14 protein-coding genes are annotated in these 16824 nt (G+C 72.3%); 10 read left to right on the top strand and 4 right to left on the bottom strand.

The features are described 5' to 3' along the window. Window positions 1-49: 49 nt before the first annotated feature. A complete protein-coding gene (locus BJ965_RS14780) occupies window positions 50-1384 on the top strand; it encodes a helix-turn-helix domain-containing protein (RefSeq protein ID WP_184909070.1) in 1335 nt (444 codons plus the stop codon). Window positions 1385-2235: 851 nt separating this feature from the next. Continuing rightward, on the top strand, window positions 2236-3225 hold the full coding sequence (locus tag BJ965_RS14775; RefSeq protein ID WP_030842061.1) for a malate dehydrogenase: 990 nt from the start codon (window positions 2236-2238) through the stop codon (window positions 3223-3225). Here BJ965_RS14775 and BJ965_RS14770 read toward each other — a convergent pair. Then, window positions 3218-4672, bottom strand: coding sequence for an MFS transporter (locus BJ965_RS14770; protein WP_184909069.1), 1455 nt, complete (start codon window positions 4670-4672; stop codon window positions 3218-3220). The genes BJ965_RS14775 and BJ965_RS14770 overlap by 8 nt on opposite strands. A 93-nt stretch (window positions 4673-4765) precedes the next feature. Here BJ965_RS14770 and BJ965_RS14765 point away from each other — a divergent pair, with 93 nt between their 5' ends. From BJ965_RS14765 to BJ965_RS14740, 6 genes are all read left to right on the top strand, one after another. Beyond that, a complete protein-coding gene (locus BJ965_RS14765; RefSeq protein WP_184909068.1) occupies window positions 4766-5689 on the top strand; it encodes a LysR family transcriptional regulator in 924 nt (307 codons plus the stop codon). A gap of 239 nt (window positions 5690-5928) precedes the next feature. Beyond that, window positions 5929-7449, top strand: a complete 1521-nt coding sequence (locus BJ965_RS14760; protein ID WP_184909067.1) for an aldehyde dehydrogenase family protein — start codon at window positions 5929-5931, stop codon at window positions 7447-7449. A gap of 115 nt (window positions 7450-7564) precedes the next feature. Then, entirely contained in the window at window positions 7565-9097 is a 1533-nt protein-coding gene (locus tag BJ965_RS14755) for a GMC family oxidoreductase (RefSeq protein WP_184909066.1), read from the top strand. 32 nt (window positions 9098-9129) lie between these two features. Continuing rightward, window positions 9130-10200, top strand: coding sequence for a quaternary amine ABC transporter ATP-binding protein (locus tag BJ965_RS14750; RefSeq protein WP_184909065.1), 1071 nt, complete (start codon window positions 9130-9132; stop codon window positions 10198-10200). Next, complete coding sequence (locus tag BJ965_RS14745; RefSeq protein WP_184909064.1) at window positions 10200-12149, top strand: ABC transporter permease; 1950 nt, start codon at window positions 10200-10202, stop codon at window positions 12147-12149. The genes BJ965_RS14750 and BJ965_RS14745 overlap by 1 nt, the downstream gene beginning before the upstream one ends. Window position 12150: 1 nt before the next feature. Next, window positions 12151-13107, top strand: a complete 957-nt coding sequence (locus BJ965_RS14740; RefSeq protein ID WP_184909063.1) for an ABC transporter substrate-binding protein — start codon at window positions 12151-12153, stop codon at window positions 13105-13107. Between the two features lie 6 nt (window positions 13108-13113). Here the strand turns inward: BJ965_RS14740 and BJ965_RS14735 are convergent, their stop codons facing one another. Genes BJ965_RS14735 through BJ965_RS14725 form a run of 3 tightly spaced genes read right to left on the bottom strand, consistent with a single transcriptional unit; the run spans window position 13114 to window position 14821 of the window. Beyond that, window positions 13114-13833 (bottom strand): isocitrate lyase/PEP mutase family protein, encoded by a 720-nt coding sequence (locus BJ965_RS14735; protein WP_184909062.1) that lies wholly within the window; start codon window positions 13831-13833, stop codon window positions 13114-13116. Beyond that, window positions 13830-14306 carry a carboxymuconolactone decarboxylase family protein gene (locus BJ965_RS14730; RefSeq protein ID WP_184909061.1) on the bottom strand — a complete coding sequence of 159 codons (477 nt, stop codon included), beginning with the start codon at window positions 14304-14306 and terminating at the stop codon, window positions 13830-13832. The genes BJ965_RS14735 and BJ965_RS14730 overlap by 4 nt, the downstream gene beginning before the upstream one ends. Then, window positions 14303-14821 (bottom strand): carboxymuconolactone decarboxylase family protein, encoded by a 519-nt coding sequence (locus BJ965_RS14725; protein ID WP_184909060.1) that lies wholly within the window; start codon window positions 14819-14821, stop codon window positions 14303-14305. The genes BJ965_RS14730 and BJ965_RS14725 overlap by 4 nt, the downstream gene beginning before the upstream one ends. 47 nt (window positions 14822-14868) lie before the next feature. Between BJ965_RS14725 and pdxR the strand changes: the two genes are divergently transcribed. Further along, window positions 14869-16290 (top strand): MocR-like pyridoxine biosynthesis transcription factor PdxR, encoded by a 1422-nt coding sequence (gene pdxR / locus BJ965_RS14720; RefSeq protein WP_184909059.1) that lies wholly within the window; start codon window positions 14869-14871, stop codon window positions 16288-16290. A 48-nt stretch (window positions 16291-16338) separates the two neighbouring features. After that, a complete protein-coding gene (locus BJ965_RS14715) occupies window positions 16339-16806 on the top strand; it encodes a carboxymuconolactone decarboxylase family protein (RefSeq protein ID WP_184909058.1) in 468 nt (155 codons plus the stop codon). Window positions 16807-16824: the final 18 nt, after the last annotated feature.

Below are 16824 nucleotides of genomic sequence, written 5' to 3'. Positions count from 1 at the left end.
GCGAACAGCGCGAGAAATATCAGCACGACCGGGGGGAAAAGGGGGAGCAATGCCTCGTTGGAAGGCCTTGCCGGATGAGCTCGATCCACAGATCAGGGAGTTCACCAGCCAGCTGCGCAGACTCGTGGACCGCAGCGGTCTGAGCATCGCGTCGGTGGCGGACCGCACGGGCTACAGCAAGACGTCGTGGGAGCGTTACCTGAACGGCCGGCTGCTCGCGCCGAAGGGCGCGATCGTGGCCCTGGCCGAGGTCACGGGCACCAATCCGGTGCACCTGACCACCATGTGGGAGCTCGCCGAGCGCGCCTGGAGCCGCTCGGAGATGCGGCACGACATGACGATGGAGGCCATACGGATCTCCCAGGCGCGCGCCGCGCTCGGGGAATTCGGCGGGCAGGACTTCACCGATCCCTCGGCCGGTGGCAAGACGGCCTCGGCGGGCGAGGGCAGGGCCGCCTCCTCGGGCGGCGGCAAGCCCGCCCGCCGCAGCGGCGGCACCACGGTCACCCCGGGTATCGCGGGACCGGCCGGGGTGGTCCCGTCCGTGCCGGCGCAGCCGACGGCGCCCGAGGTCCAGGACTCCACCGGCGCGAGTGTGCGGGAGGAGAGCGGCCGGGCCGCCGAGCCCGAGGTCAACTCGTGGGGGCTGGCCGGGTACCAGGGCCCGTCGGCGACGGGCGGGCGCTCCGCCGGGGCCGGTACGGGCCGGGGATCCCGGCCCGACGCGGGGGCCGGAACCCCCGCCGGATCGCCCGGGGGGCCCGGGTGGACTCCCGGCCCCGTTTCGGACCCGTACGGCGAACCCCAGGACGCCGTTCCGGGCCGGGCTGGTGGTGCAGGTGGCGGTGGTGCCGGGGGAACCCGCCGGACCGCATCTGCCTCCGCCTCTGCGGGCAAGAAGCGGACCGTGACCTTCCTCGCGGGGGTCGTGGGCGTGCTCGTGGTGATCGCCGGCGCGTTCTACCTCACCGGCGGCGGTGGCGACGACGAGGCCAAGGGCGGCGCCAAGTCGCCCTCGCCGACCGTCAGCGACGACCCGAAGCTGCCGCCGGGCGTGAAGTGCAGCGGTGACGCCTGCACCGGCAAGGACGCGGAGGCCATGGGGTGCAGCGGTGACCTGGTGACCACCGCCCAGACCGCGACCGTCGGCACGACCGTCGTCGAGGTCCGCTACAGCGAGACGTGCAAGGCGGCCTGGGGCCGTATCACCCAGGCGGCACAGGGCGACGAGGTCCAGGTCAGCTCGGGCAAGGCGAAGCAGACCGGCAGCATCACCGCGGCCGGTGACGCCATCGCCTACACCCCGATGGTGGCCGTGAAGAACGCCGCGGACGCCAAGGCCTGCGCGACCCTGGCGGGCGGCCAGAAGGGCTGCACCGACTAGCCCCCGGACGGCTCCGCCGGTTGACCGGCCGTATCGGCTGGTCGGCGTGCTGCATCGGTTGGTCGGTGGGCCACTCTGCCGGTCGGCGTGTTGCATCGGCTGGTCGGCGGGCCGCACCGGCGGGTCGTATCGGTTGGTCGGTGGGCTGCTCAGTCGGCTGGCGTGCTGCACCGGCTTGTCGCCGGGCTGCTCTGCCGGTTCTGCCGGTCGACGGCTGGGCCGACTGGTCGACCGACCGCATCGGCCGGTGAGCGGGCTGCTCTGCTGGTCGGCGGGCCGCACGGTTGGTCGGCGGGCCTCTCTGGGCCGCACCGGCGGGTCGTATCGGCTGGTCGGTGGGCTGCTCAGTCGGCTGGCGTGCTGCACCGGCTTGTCGCCGGGCCGCTCTGCCGGTTCTGCCGGTCGACGGCTGGGCCGACTGGTCGACCGGCCGCATCGGCCGGTGAGCGAACCGCTCCGCCGGTCGCCGGGCCGCCCCGCCCGTCGCCGCCCACCCCGTCGGCCGCCGCCCCACCCCCCGAGCCGAGCCAAGAATTTCCGAAGGGGGGGAATGCTCGCCGTAATCGGGGGCACGCGAACCGTACCCCCACGGGAGTCCGGCATGGTCGGTATCCCCCCAGGCGGCCGCCTTCGTCCTCCTCTCCCGGACGGGCGGCCGCCTCTTGCGTGGGGGGCGGGAACGCGCGTGCGGGCGGAAACAGGGTTGTGGGCCGGGCCACACCGACCCGGACGTCCGGGATCCCGGATGCGCGATAGCCTGACGGCTGGATGGATCTCTTGACGCCAAGAGATCGATCAAACGTCCGGGGCAGGGAGCCCGCCCCACCGCCAGCTGTCATACGGAGAACGCCATGACCCGCACTCCCGTGAACGTCACCGTCACCGGCGCGGCCGGCCAGATCGGTTACGCCCTGCTCTTCCGCATCGCCTCCGGTCAGCTGCTCGGCGCGGACGTGCCGGTGAAGCTGCGCCTGCTGGAGATCACGCCGGCCCTGAAGGCGGCCGAGGGCACGGCCATGGAGCTGGACGACTGCGCGTTCCCGCTCCTTCAGGGCATCGACATCACCGACGACCCGAACGTCGCCTTCGACGGCACCAACGTCGGTCTGCTCGTCGGCGCCCGCCCCCGTACCAAGGGCATGGAGCGCGGCGACCTGCTGGAGGCCAACGGCGGCATCTTCAAGCCGCAGGGCAAGGCCATCAACGACCATGCCGCGGACGACGTCAAGATCCTGGTCGTCGGCAACCCGGCCAACACCAACGCCCTCATCGCCCAGGCCGCCGCGCCGGACGTCCCGGCCGAGCGCTTCACCGCGATGACCCGCCTGGACCACAACCGCGCGCTGACCCAGCTCGCGAAGAAGACGGGCTCGACGGTCGCCGACATCAAGCGCCTGACCATCTGGGGCAACCACTCCGCCACCCAGTACCCCGACATCTTCCACGCCACCATCGCCGGCAAGAACGCCGCCGAGGTCGTCAACGACGAGAAGTGGCTGGCCGACGACTTCATCCCGACCGTCGCCAAGCGCGGCGCCGCCATCATCGAGGCCCGTGGCGCCTCGTCGGCCGCGTCCGCCGCCAACGCCGCCATCGACCACGTCTACAGCTGGGTCAACGGCACCGCCGACGGCGACTGGGTCTCCATGGGCATCCCGTCCGACGGTTCGTACGGCGTACCGGAGGGGCTCATCTCCTCCTTCCCCGTCACCACCAAGGACGGCTCGTACGAGATCGTCCAGGGCCTGGAGATCAACGAGTTCTCCCGCGCCCGGATCGACGCCTCCGTCAAGGAGCTCGAGGAGGAGCGCGAGGCGGTTCGCGGCCTCGGCCTCATCTGACGTCACGGCGGGGAGCCGTGGCCGTCTCCCCCCTTGCGTGCGCGGGCCCCGTACCGGTTGCTTCCGGTGCGGGGCCCGCGGCTTGGGCGGGGCCGGAGTCCTCGTCGGCCCGGCCGTATCCGATGGTCACCGCCACCGTGGCCGCCAGGACCAGCAGCCCCACGACGCGCAGCGCCGGTGCGATGCCGCCGTGCAGATCGCCGTGGGAGGCCAGGACCGTGCCGGTGACCGCGACGCCGAGGGCCGCGCCGATCTCCCGGGCCGAGGTGCCGAGACCCGAGCCGAGGCCCGCCTGGTGGGGCGGCAGGGACGTGACCACGCCCAGGGTCAGCGCGGGCATGCACAGCCCGGTGCCGGCGGAGATGACCAGCAGCCAGCAGGCGTAGAGCGGGTACGGCGTCCCGGCGCCGGCCGTGGACAGGCCCAGCAGGCCGGTGCCGATGAGGGCGAGACCGCCGCCGATCACGGGGCGGGGACGGGCGGACCAGCGGGCGGCCAGCCTGGGCACCAGAGCCATGCCGACGATGAGCGGCACGATCGCGACGCCGGTGCGGGCGGGGCCGTAGCCCTTGAGGCCCTGCAGGTACTGCGAGTTGACGTAGAAGAGGGAGAACAGGCCGAAGAAGCCGGTCGCCATGCCGAGCGTCGCCGCGCGCAGCCGGGGCGCGGTGAAGACGCGGGGGTCGAACAGCGGGGCGCGCGAGCGCAGGGAGACGACCGTGAACAGGGCGACGAGCAGGGCGCCCGCCGCGAACGCGAGCAGGATCCCCGGGGACGTCCAGCCGTACCCGGGGCCCTCGATGATGCCGAAGAGGACCGCGACCAGCCCGCCGGTGAGGAGCAGCGTTCCGGCCGGTGCCAGGTTGCTGTGCGGGGAGCGCGCCGTGCGCGGGGTGGTGACGGCGACCGCGACGACGAGCAGCCCGGCCAGTGGCACCATGGCCGCGAACAGGGCCCGCCAGGACGCGAACTGACCGGCGAGGCCACCGCCCAGGTTGCCCGCAAGCCCGCCCAGACCGAGCGCGAGCGTCCAGGAGGCCATCGCCCGGGCGCGTCCCCGCGGCCCGGCGAGGTGCATCAGGATCGACAGCGTCGCGGGCGTGATCAGCGCGGCTCCGGCTCCGCAGACGCCGCGCCCGGCGATCAGCGGCGCGGGGTCCCGGGCGAGAGCGCTGAGGGCGGCCCCGGCCGCGAACAGGGTGAGCCCGGCGAGCAGGGCGCCCTTGCGGCCGTACCGGTCGCCGAGGGCTCCGGCCGGGATGAGGAGCCCGGCGAAGACGATCACATAGGCGTCGACCGTCCACAGGATCTCGCCTGTCGTGGGGTGCAGGGACGAGGCGCTCAGCTGGGGGATCAGCAGGTTGACGGCGGCGACCATGCTCTGCGCCACCAGGGCGCAGGCGCACAGGGCGAGCAGGGTTCGACGTTTCAGGGCGTGCGAGGGCACGGCTCCTCCCGGGAGCTCGGTGGACGGGGAATCGCACTGCGACCGTAGGCTCGGGCCGTACCTGTACTCCAGTGCAACCTTTGCAAGGGATGGATGCGCGTGACGCAATCAAGCGGGCTGGATCTGAATCTGCTGGTCGCGCTGGAGGCGCTGCTGGAGGAGCAGAGCGTCGGCGGGGCGGCGCGGCGGCTGCATCTGTCCGAGCCGGCGATGAGCCGCACCTTGGGACGGATCCGCAAGGCGCTCGGGGACCCGGTGCTGGTGCGGGCCGGACGGCGGATGGTGCCGACCCCGCGGGCGCTCGCCGTGCGGGCCGAGGTGAGCGCGGTGGTCGAGCGGGCCCGGGCGCTGTTCGCGCCGCCCGCCGACACCGATCTGCGGACGGTGACCCGGACGTTCACGGTGCTGTGTCACGACGCCGTGGCCGCCGCCTGTGGGCCGGACCTGTTCGCGCGGGCCGCCCGGGACGCCCCCGGCATCCGGCTGCGGTTCCTCGCCGAGAGTCATGTGGACGCCCCGCTGCTGCGCGAGGGCACCGCCGATCTGGAGGTCGGCGTGATCGACACGGTGGCGCCCGAGGTGCACGTGGAGCCGCTGTACGAGGACCGGATGATGGGCGCCGTACGGGCCGGCCATCCGCTGCTGGAGGGCGAGTTGACGCCCGAGCGGTTCGCCCGGGACGCCGATCACCTGGTCGTCTCGCGGCGCGGAAGGCTGCGCGGCCCGGTGGACGAGGCCCTCGCCGCACTCGGCCTGACCCGGCGGGTGGTGGGCTCGGTGGGCACTTTCCCGGCCTCCCTCTTCGTGATCCGCTCCACCGACCTGGCCGGTCTGATCAGTCACTGGAGCGTTCCCATGGCGCGGGTCCTCGGCCTGGCCACCTTCGAGGTGCCGCTGCCGCTGCCGCCGCTCCCGGTCGGGCTCGCCTGGCATCCGCGTCACGACGTCGATCCCGCGCACGCCTGGCTGCGGGACGCGGTGCGGGAGAGCCTCGCCCGCTGGTCGCGGGAGGGTTGATCCGCCGAGGGGAGCGGCGGGGCGGGAGGCGTGTTCGCGCCGCCGTGCTCCACAGTGGGCCCGCACGCCCTGCGAATGATGAGTGTTTGGCCCCCTTTTGTCCGTGTTTTCAGTGACGCTGCGCACTTTCAGCCACCAGTGCGCATGCATTGAGGGCGGCAGGGCAGGCGAACTCGGTCTCTTAGTGGCACGAATGTGACACAGAGACGCTGATCAGGAACGGAAGGCGAACAGCGATCATGGCGGAAAGTACCGAACTTCAGGCGCGTGAAACCATCCATGCGGGAGGAGAGTGGCGAGCGGCCACCTCCGGGGCCACTCGCGAGATCCTCGACCCCGCGGACGCCCTGCCTTTCGCCGTGGTCGCGGAGGGTGACGAGAAGGACACCGATCTGGCGATCGCCGCCGCCCGGCGCGCCTTCGACGAGGGGCCGTGGCCGCACACCCCCGTCTCCGAGCGGGCCGCGCTGCTGCGCCGCGTCGCCGATCTCCTCGTGCGGGACCGGGAGAAGCTCGGCCGACTGGAGGCCCAGGACGCGGGCAAGACCGTCGAGGAGGGCCGCGTCGACATCGACTGTGTCGCCGACGCCTTCCGCTACTTCGCCGACCTGGTCGCCGGGGAGGCCCCGGGCCGGGTCGTGGACGCGGGCTCGACCGACATCCACAGCGTCGTCGTGCACGAGCCGATCGGCGTCTGCGCGATGATCACGCCCTGGAACTACCCGCTGCTCCAGGCCAGCTGGAAGATCGCCCCCGCCCTCGCCGCCGGCAACACCTTCGTCATCAAGCCGAGCGAGATCACGCCGATGACGACGATCGCGGTCATCGAGCTGCTCGTCGAGGCCGGACTCCCCGCGGGTGTCGCCAACATCGTCACGGGCCCCGGGCATTCGGTCGGGGCCCGCCTGTCCGAGCACCCCGACGTCGACCTGGTCTCCTTCACCGGCGGTCTGGTCAGCGGCACCAAGGTCGCCCAGGCCGCCGCTCCGACCGTCAAGAAGGTCGCCCTCGAACTCGGCGGCAAGAACCCCAACGTCGTCTTCGCCGACGCCTGCGCCACCGAGGAGGGCTTCGACACCGCCGTCGACCAGGCCCTCAACGCCGCCTTCATCCACAGCGGCCAGGTCTGCTCGGCAGGCGCCCGCCTCATCATCGAGGAGTCGGTCCGGGACCGCTTCGTCACCGAACTCGCCCGCCGCGCCGAGAAGATCCGCCTCGGCCGCGGCACCGAGGACGGCGTCGAGTGCGGCCCGCTCGTCTCCGAGCAGCAGCGCGCCAAGGTCGAGATGTACGTCGAGTCCGCCCTGAAGGAGGGCGCGGTGCTGCGCTCCGGCGGCAAGCGCCCGGCACCCTCCCCGCAGCGCCCGGAGAACGGCTACTTCTACGAGCCGACCGTCCTCGACCACTGCCACCGCGAGATGCGCGTCGTGCGGGAGGAGGTCTTCGGGCCGGTCCTCACCGTCGAGACCTTCCGCACCGAGGACGAGGCCGTCGCCCTCGCCAACGACACCGAGTACGGACTCGCGGGCGGCGTCTGGACCGCCGACGCGGGCCGCGCCCGCCGCGTGGCCGGCCGGCTGCGCCACGGCACGATCTGGATCAACGACTTCCACCCCTACCTGCCGCAGGCGGAGTGGGGCGGTTTCGGCAAGAGCGGAGTGGGCCGCGAACTGGGCCCCGCCGGGCTCGCCGAATACCGGGAGACCAAGCACGTCTACCAGAACCTCGCTCCGAAGCCGGTGCGCTGGTTCGCGGGCTGACCCCCGTCCCCCGCCGGGCCGCCGACCCCTCATCCCGGGCTGACCCCCACACCCCGGGCTGAACGTCCCCGTCCCCCGAGCCCGTTCACTTCATCCCCACTGGAGCAAGTACGCCATGCCCCACACCAGTCATGAGTACGACTATGTCGTGATAGGCGGCGGAACCGCTGGTTCCGTGATCGCCTCCCGCCTGACCGAGAATCCGGACGTCACCGTCGCCGTCATCGAGGGCGGCCCCAGTGACGTCGGCCGTGACGACGTACTGACCCTGCGCCGCTGGATGGGCCTGCTCGGCGGCGAGCTCGACTACGACTACCCCACCACCGAGCAGCCACGCGGAAACTCGCATATCCGGCACAGCCGGGCCCGTGTCCTGGGCGGCTGTTCCTCGCACAACACCCTGATCGCCTTCAAGCCGCTGCCGGCGGACTGGGACGAGTGGGAGGCCGCGGGCGCCAAGGGCTGGGGCGCGGTGCAGATGGAGGCGTACTTCGCCCGGCTCAACAACAACATCGTCCCGGTCGACGAGAAGGACCGGAACGCCATCGCCCGCGACTTCGTCGACGCGGCCCAGGAGGCGCTGGGCGTGCCGCGTGTGGAGGGCTTCAACAAGAAGCCGTTCACCGAGGGCGTCGGCTTCTTCGACCTCGCCTACCACCCCGAGAACAACAAGCGGTCCTCGGCGTCGGTGGCCTACCTGCACCCGGTGATGGACGAGCGGCCCAACCTGACGATCCTGCTGGAGACCTGGGCGTACAAGCTCCAGCTGGACGGCGACCGCGCCGAGGGCGTGCACGTGCGCACCAAGGACGGCGAGGAGATCCTCGTCAAGGCCCGCAACGAGGTGCTGCTGTGCGCCGGCGCCGTCGACTCGCCCCGGCTGCTGATGCACTCCGGCATCGGCCCCAAGGCCGACCTGGAGAAGCTCGGCATCCCCGTCACGCACGACCTGCCGGGCGTCGGCGAGAACCTGCTCGACCACCCCGAGTCGGTCATCGTCTGGGAGACGAACGGACCCATCCCGGAGAACTCCGCGATGGACTCCGACGCGGGCCTGTTCGTGCGCCGCGACCCCGAACAGCCGCACCCCGACCTGATGTTCCACTTCTACCAGATCCCGTTCACGGACAACCCGGAGCGACTGGGCTACCAGCGGCCGGAGTTCGGAGTCTCCATGACCCCGAACATTCCCAAGCCGAAGAGCCGCGGCCGGCTGTACCTGACCAGTGCCGACCCCGAGGTCAAGCCCGCCCTGGACTTCCGCTACTTCACCGACGAGGACGACTACGACGGCAAGACCCTCGTCGACGGCATCAGGATCGCCCGCGAGATCGCCAAGACCGAGCCCCTGGCCGGCTGGCTCAAGCGCGAGGTGGCCCCCGGCCCGGACGTCACCGGTGACGAGGAGCTCGGCGAGTACGCCCGCAAGGTCGCGCACACCGTCTACCACCCCGCCGGCACCTGCAAGATGGGCGCCGCCGACGACCGGTCCGCCGTCGTCGACCCCGAGCTGCGCATCCGCGGCCTGGAGGGCATCCGCATCGCGGACGCCTCCGTCTTCCCCACCATGACCACCGTCAACCCGATGATCGGTGTGCTCATGGTCGGGGAGAAGGCCGCCGAGCTGATCGGTGGTGGTTCCCAGTGACCGCGACCCTCGAACCCCCCACGGAGCAGACCATGGACACCACCCCCGTCTTCTCGGTGGAGGGCCTGTGGAAGGTGTTCGGCCCCAAGGCCGACCGCGTTCCCGGCGACCCCGAGCTCACCGCCCTCGACCCCGCAGAGCTGCGCTCCCGCACCGGCTGCACGGCCGCCGTCCGTGACGTCAGCTTCGACGTGCGCAAGGGCGAGGTCTTCGTCGTCATGGGCCTGTCCGGCTCCGGCAAGTCCACGCTGGTGCGCTGTCTGACCCGGCTCATCGAGCCCACGGCCGGCACCATCGCCATCGACGGCGAGGACGTCCGCGCCATGGACCGCTCCCGGCTGCGCGAACTGCGCCGCCACCGCGCCGCGATGGTCTTCCAGCACTTCGGCCTGCTGCCGCACCGCACCGTCCTCGACAACGTCGCCTACGGCCTGGAGATCCAGGGCATGGGCAAGGCCGAGCGGCGCGAGCGGGCCGCCGAGGTCGTCGCCAAGGTCGGCCTCGAAGGCATGGAGCACCGCCGCCCCAGCCAGCTCTCCGGCGGCCAGCGGCAGCGCGTCGGCCTCGCCCGCGCGCTCGCCGTCGACCCCGAAGTCCTCCTCTTCGACGAGCCGTTCAGCGCGCTCGACCCCCTCATCCGGCGCGAGATGCAGGAGGAGGTGATCCGGCTCCACCACGAGGAGGGCCGCACGATGGTCTTCATCACCCACGACCTCCAGGAAGCCCTCAAGCTGGGCGACCGCATCGCCCTGATGCGCGACGGCCGGGTCGTCCAGCTCGGCACGCCCGAGGAGATCGTGGGCTCGCCCGCCGACGACTACGTCCGCGAGTTCGTCCGCGACGTCCCGCGCGAGCAGGTCATGACCGTCCGTACGGCCATGCGCCGCCCGTCGGCCGACCAGGACGGCAGCGGACCGGCCGTGCGGCCCGATGCGACGGTCTCCGAGGCGATCGAGGCGGTCGCCCGCGCCCACGCTCCCGCCCGGGTCGTGGACCAGGGCCGCTGCGTGGGAGTGGTCGACTCCGACACGCTCCTCGGCGTCGTCGCCGGGACGGAGCAGCTCGCTCCGCCCGGGACGGAGCAGCCCAAGGAGGCGGTCTGATGGCGACCATCACCGCGAATCCGCCCAGGGTCGGCCTGCCCGGCCTCCTCAAGCACCGGGCCGTGCACAAGCTGCTGCTGCTCGCCCTCGCCGCCGCGATCCTCGTGCCGCTGGCCAACGCCCGCTGGGCGAGCGGCACCTGGCCGAGCGCGCTGACCGTCGACTTCTCCGAGCCGCTCGCCAAGGCCAGCGACTGGATCATCGACAACCGCGACAGCCACCCGCTGTTCCTGTACTTCTTCGGCCACGTCAGCAACGTCGTCGTCATCGCCGTACGGGCCGTCTACCTCACCCTCCTGGCCGTCGGCTGGGCGGGCGTGACGGCCCTGGGCGCGCTGGTCGCCTGGCGCGTGGCGGGCGTGAAGCTGGCCCTCGGCACGGCCGCCGCGTTCCTCGCCTGCGGGCTCCTCGGCATGTGGGTGCCGACCATGCAGACGCTCGCCCTGATGGTCGTCGCGGTCCTCGCGTCGGTGGTGGTGGGCGTGCTGCTCGGGCTCGCCGCCGGGCTGTCCGACCGGATGGACCGCGTGCTGCGGCCGGTCCTGGACACCATGCAGGTGCTGCCCGCCTTCGCCTACCTCCTGCCGGTCGTGCTGGTCTTCGGCATCGGCGTCCCGGCAGCCGTCCTGGCCACCGTCGTCTACGCCGCCCCGCCCATGGCCCGCCTCACCTCGCTCGGGCTCCGCGGCGCCGACAAGGAGGTGCTGGAGGCCGTCGAGTCGCTCGGCTCCACGGCACGCCAGCGCCTGCTGACGGCCCGGATCCCGCTGGCCCGCAAGGAACTCCTCCTGGGCCTCAACCAGACGATCATGATGGCGCTGTCCATGGCCGTCATCGCGGCCGTCATCGGCGCGGGCGGTCTCGGTGACCGCGTCTACCAGGCGCTGGCCTCCGTAGACGTCGGCGCCGCGCTCGCCGCCGGCATCCCGATCGTGCTGCTGGCCGTCGTCCTGGACCGCGTCACCTGCGCGGCCGGGGAGAAGCTCGGCGCCGAACCCGAGCCCCACAGCGGACGCGGCTGGCTCCTCGCCCTCGCCGGTGTCGTCGCCGTGGCGGTCGCCGGGCGGCTCGCGGGCCGCCTCGACTGGCCCGACTCGTGGGTCGTCGCCATCGCCGAGCCCGTCAACCGCGCCGTCGACTGGATGACCGCCCACCTGTACTCGGGCGTGCCCGTCATCGGCGGCACCGCCGACTGGGCCGGCCACTTCACCACCTGGGTCCTCGACCCGATGCGCGACGGCCTGCAGGCGCTGCCCTGGTGGGCGGTGCTGCTGATCGTCGCCGCCCTGGCCTGGGTCATCGGCACCTGGCGCACCGCGCTCACCGCCGTCCTCGCCATGGCCGCGATCGGTGTCCTCGGCGTCTGGAAGCCCTCCCTGGACACCCTCTCCCAGGTCCTCGCGGCCGTCGCCGTCACCCTGGTCGTCGGCTTCGCCGTCGGCATCGCCGCGGCCCGCAGCGACCGTCTGGAGCGGGCGCTGCGCCCGGTCCTCGACGTGTTCCAGACGATGCCGCAGTTCGTGTACCTGATCCCGGTCGTCGCCCTGTTCGGCGTCGGCCGCGCCCCGGCCGTCGCCGCCGCGATCGTCTACGCGCTGCCGGCCGTCGTCCGGATCACCACCCAGGGCCTGCGCCAGGTCGACCCGGCCGCGCTGGAGTCCTCCAGCTCGCTCGGTGCGACCAGCTGGCAGCAGCTGAAGCAGGTGCAGCTCCCGCTGGCCCGCCCGGCGCTGCTGCTCGCCGTCAACCAGGGCCTCGTCCTGGTCCTCGCCGTCGTCGTCATCGGCGGCCTGGTCGGCGGTGGCGCTCTCGGCTACGACGTCGTCTTCGGCCTCGCCCAGGGCGACCTGGCGACCGGTCTGGTGGCAGGCGGCGCGATCGTCTGCCTCGGCCTGATGCTCGACCGGGTGACCCAGCCCACCGAACGCCGCGCGAAGAAGGGAGCGTGACATGCGATTCCGTACCTCCGCCGCGGTCGCCGCGGTGAGCTCCCTGGCGCTGCTCACCGGCTGCGGTGCCGCCGACATGACCAAGCAGGCGTCGCCCTTCGCCAACGCTCAGGGCGCCAAGACCGTGACCCTGTCCGTGCAGTCCTGGGTGGGCGCCCAGTCCAACGTGGCCGTCGCCCAGTACCTCCTGGAGCACGAGCTGGGCTACCGCGTCGACACCGTCCAGGTCGACGAGGTGCCCGCCTGGGACGCCCTCAGCCAGGGCCGCGTCGACGCGCTCCTGGAGGACTGGGGCCACCCCGAGCAGGAACAGCGGTACGTCAAGGACAAGAAGACGATCGCGCCCGGCGGCGAACTCGGCGTCACCGGACACATCGGCTGGTTCGTCCCGACGTACTTCGCCAAGAAGCACCCGGACATCACGAACTGGAAGAACCTCAACAAGTACGCCGATCAGTTCCGGACCCCGGAGAGCGGCAGCAAGGGACAGCTGATGGACGGTTCGCCGTCCTACGTCACCAATGACAAGGCGCTGGTGAAGAACCTGAAGCTGGACTACCAGGTGGTGTTCGCCGGGTCCGAGGCGGCGCAGATCACGCAGATGAGGCAGTTCGCCAAGGAGAAGAAGCCCTTCCTCACCTACTGGTACTCGCCGCAGTGGCTCTTCAAGAAGGTCCCGATGACCGAGGTGAAGCTGCCGCCGTACAAGGAGGGCTGCGACGCAGACCCGGAGAAGGTCGCCTGTGCCTATCCGCACACCCCACTGCAGAAGTACCTCAACGCGGACTTCGCGAAGAAGGGCGGCAAGGCGGCGGCCTTCCTGAGGAAGTTCAAGTGGACGACCGAGGACCAGAACGAGGTCTCCCTGATGATCGCCGACAAGAAGATGACGCCGGAGGACGCGGCGAAGAAGTGGGTGGACAGCCACGAGTCCACGTGGAAGAAGTGGCTGTCCTGAGCGTCCCTACCGTCGCAGCCCCGCGGCGATCTCCCGCAGTGCGCGGGTGGCCCGCCGCTGGAGCCCCGGACCGAAGGTGACCCGGGTGGCCCCTCGTTCGCCGAGTTCGGCGGGCGAGGGGCCCTCGTCCGTCAGGGCCCCGACGTTGACCGGCCCCTGGATCCCGGCCCGCAGCAGCGGCAGGATCTCCGGCGGGGCCCCGATCGGATACACACAGTCGGCTCCGGCGGCGACGTACAACGCGGCCCGCTCGATGGCCTGGCCGGGATCGTCGACGCCGCGGGAGAAGGTGTCGATGCGCGCGTTGACGAACAGCCGGTCACCGGCCGCCTCGCGCACCTCCGCCAGCCAGGCGGCGTGTGCGCGGGGGTCCTTCAGCACCCCGTCCGCCGAGTCCTCCAGGTTGCAGCCGACCGCGCCCACCTCCAGCAGCCGCTCCACGAGGTCCTTCGGCGCGAGCCCGTAGCCGCCCTCCACGTCCGCCGACACGGGCACGTCGACGGCCCGGACGATCCGGGCGACGGCCGCGAACATCTCGTCGGCCGGGACCTGCCCGTCCTCGTACCCGAGCGAGGCGGCGACCCCGGCGCTGGGCGTGGCGAGCGCGGGAAACCCGGCCTCGGCGAACACCCGCGCGCTGGCCGCGTCCCACGGCCCGGGCAGCACGAGCGGATCACCGGGCACCCGGCCCCGGTGCAGGGCCCGGAACACATCGGCCTTGGTCATGGCGTGTAACCCCCTGGCGGAATCCGGCGACTCACCATCACCCGGTTCCAGTTGTTGATGGCGACGACCAGCCCGATCAGATGGGCCAGCCGCGTCTCGTCGAAATGCCGGGCCGCGCGCTCGTACACCTCGTCCGGCACGAACCCTCCCCCAGAGCCGAAAGCCTGGGAGGTGCCCCCAGTGAGGACCGTGACCGCCTCGGTCAGCGCCAGCGCGGCCCGCTCCCGCTCGTCGAAGACGCCCTCCGCCTCCTCCCACGCGGCCAGCAGATCCAACTGCCGCTCGCTCACCCCGTACTCACGGGCGAGCGCGAGGTGCATGTCGAGGCAGAACGCGCAGTGGTTGAGCTGCGAGGCGCGGATGACGACGAGTTCGGCCAGGGCCGGGTCGCCGAGGCCCTTCTTCGCCGTGGCGCTGACGTCCGAGAGGGCCCGGCCGACCGCGGGGTCCAGCAGCCGGGTCCGGGTCGTCACTTGTACTGGCCGGGCTCGTAGTGCCCCGGCGCCATCCGGCAGGTCACCCCGAACCGGTTCCAGGCGTTGATGGCCGTGATCGCGGCGATGACCTGTGCCAGCTCGGCCTCCTCGAAGTGCTTCGCGGCGTTGTCGTAGACCTCGTCCGGCACGAACCCGTCCGTCAGGACCGTCACCGCCTCCGTCAGCTCCAGCGCGGCGATCTCCTTCTCGGTGTAGAAGTGCCGCGACTCGTCCCAGGCGCTGAGCTGCACGATCCGCTCGACGCTCTCACCCGCCGCGAGGGCGTCCTTGGTGTGCATGTCGATGCAGAACGCGCAGTGGTTGATCTGGGAGGCGCGGATCTTCACCAGCTCGTACAGCGTGGGGTCGAGACCCTTACGGGCGGCGGTCTCCAGCCGGACCATCGCCTTGTAGACCTCGGGCGCGTGCTTGGCCCACTCCAGGCGGGCGGGCCGCTCGGGGGCGTACTCCGCGCCTGCCGGGGGCGTCGTCTCGTCGGTGTGCGTCGTCATGCCCTCGACCCTAGGAAGGAAGCAGCCCAGGAGTATGGTCCATTTCCATGGCGGAAACCTGGGCCACTCTGGGCATCGACCTGCTGGTGGAGCCGACCGGACCGGGCCTGCGCAGGGGCCTGACCGACGCCCTGCGCGAGGCCGTGCGCTCCGGCCGGCTGGCCCCCGGCACCCGGCTGCCCTCCTCCCGCGCGCTCGCCGCCGACCTGGGCATCGCCCGCAACACCGTCGCCGACGCCTACGCCGACCTCGTCGCCGAGGGCTGGCTCACCGCCCGGCAGGGCTCGGGCACCCGGGTCGCGATGGGGGCACCTCCCACGCCCTTGAGGCGGTGGGGGAGTGAGGTCGTCCCGCCGTCCGGCACGGCACCCCACCCCCGCGCCGCCACCCGCCCGGCCTACGATCTGCGCCCGGGCAGCCCCGACCTCGCGTCCTTCCCGCGCACGGAGTGGCTCAAGGCCGCCCGCCGCGCCCTCACGGCCGCCCCGTACCAGGCCCTGGACTACGGCGACCCGCGCGGCCGCCCCGAGCTGCGGGCCGCGCTCGCCGGGTACCTGTCCCGGGCCCGGGGCGTGCGCGCCGACCCCGAACGGATCGTGGTGTGCGGTGGGTTCGCGCACGGCCTGAAGCTGCTGGGCACGGTCCTGCGGGCGCGCGGGGCACGGACGGTCGCGGTCGAGTCGTACGGCCTCGACGTGCACAGGAGGATCCTGGCTGCGTGCGGACTGCGCACCACCCCGCTGCCCTTCGACCGACTCGGCACCGACCCGGGCGGGCTGACGGCCGCCGAGGCCGTTCTCCTCACCCCCGCCCACCAGTTCCCCATGGGCGTGCCCCTGCACCGGGACCGCCGTACGGCCGTCGTGGACTGGGCGCGACGCACCGGCGGACTGGTGCTGGAGGACGACTACGACGGTGAGTTCCGCTACGACCGGCAGCCCGTCGGCGCGCTCCAGGGCCTGGACCCCGACCGGGTGGTCTACCTGGGCACCGCGAGCAAGTCCCTCGCGCCCGGACTGCGGCTGGCCTGGATGGTGCTGCCGCCGGGCCTCGCCGAGGAGGCCGCCGCGGCCAAGGGCGGCGTCGACACGTGCGGGGTGCTGGACCAGCTGACCCTGGCCGAGTTCCTCACCTCCGGCGCCTACGACCGGCACGTCCGCGCGACCCGCCTGCGCTACCGGCGCCGCCGGGACGCCCTGGTCGCCGCCGTCGCCGCCCGGGCCCCGGAAGCCCGCGTCACCGGCATCGCGGCCGGGCTGCACGTCCTGCTGCGACTGCCGCCGGGCACCGAGCAGTCGGTGGTCCAGGCGGCGCACTGGCGGGGTCTCGCGCTCCACGGACTCGCCCGCTACCGCAACCCCGCCGCGCCGGCCGAGCACGACGACGCCCTGGTCGTCGGCTACGGCACCCCGCCGGACCACGCCTGGTCCGGGGCGCTGGACGCGCTGTGCGCGGTACTGCCCGGATAATCGCGCGAATTCCCCTCCGGAATACGTCCCGAAGGATATGGTCACTCCATGAGTGAACGTTCCTCCATATCCCGTGTCGCCCTGAAGAAAATAACCCCCGACGTCTCCGCGGCAATGGGCTCCCTGCATGCCGCCGCCGTCTCCGCGGCCCAGGACGCGAAACTCGAACCGGAACTGCTGGAACTGGTGAGGATCCGTGCCTCGCAGATCAACGGCTGCGCGTTCTGCCTCGACCTGCACACCCGGGACGCCCGCGGGCGGGGCGAGACCGAGCAGCGCCTCCACACCCTGGCCGCCTGGCGGGAGACGCCGTTCTTCACCGAACACGAGCGCGCCGCCCTGGCGTTGACCGAGGCGGTGACGCTGGTCCACGACGGCCGCGTCCCGGACGCCGTCTACGCCGAGGCGGCCGAGGTCTTCGACGAGGACCAGATCGCGGCCCTCATCTGGGCGGCCACCGTCATCAACGCCTACAACCGCATCGCGATAGCTACGCGCATGGTCCCGAAAAGCTGAAAAGAAAAGCGGAAATGG

It is taken from the genome of Streptomyces luteogriseus (genome assembly GCF_014205055.1).
Taxonomy (GTDB): domain Bacteria; phylum Actinomycetota; class Actinomycetes; order Streptomycetales; family Streptomycetaceae; genus Streptomyces; species Streptomyces luteogriseus.
This window is presented reverse-complemented; position numbering and strand designations above follow the sequence as displayed.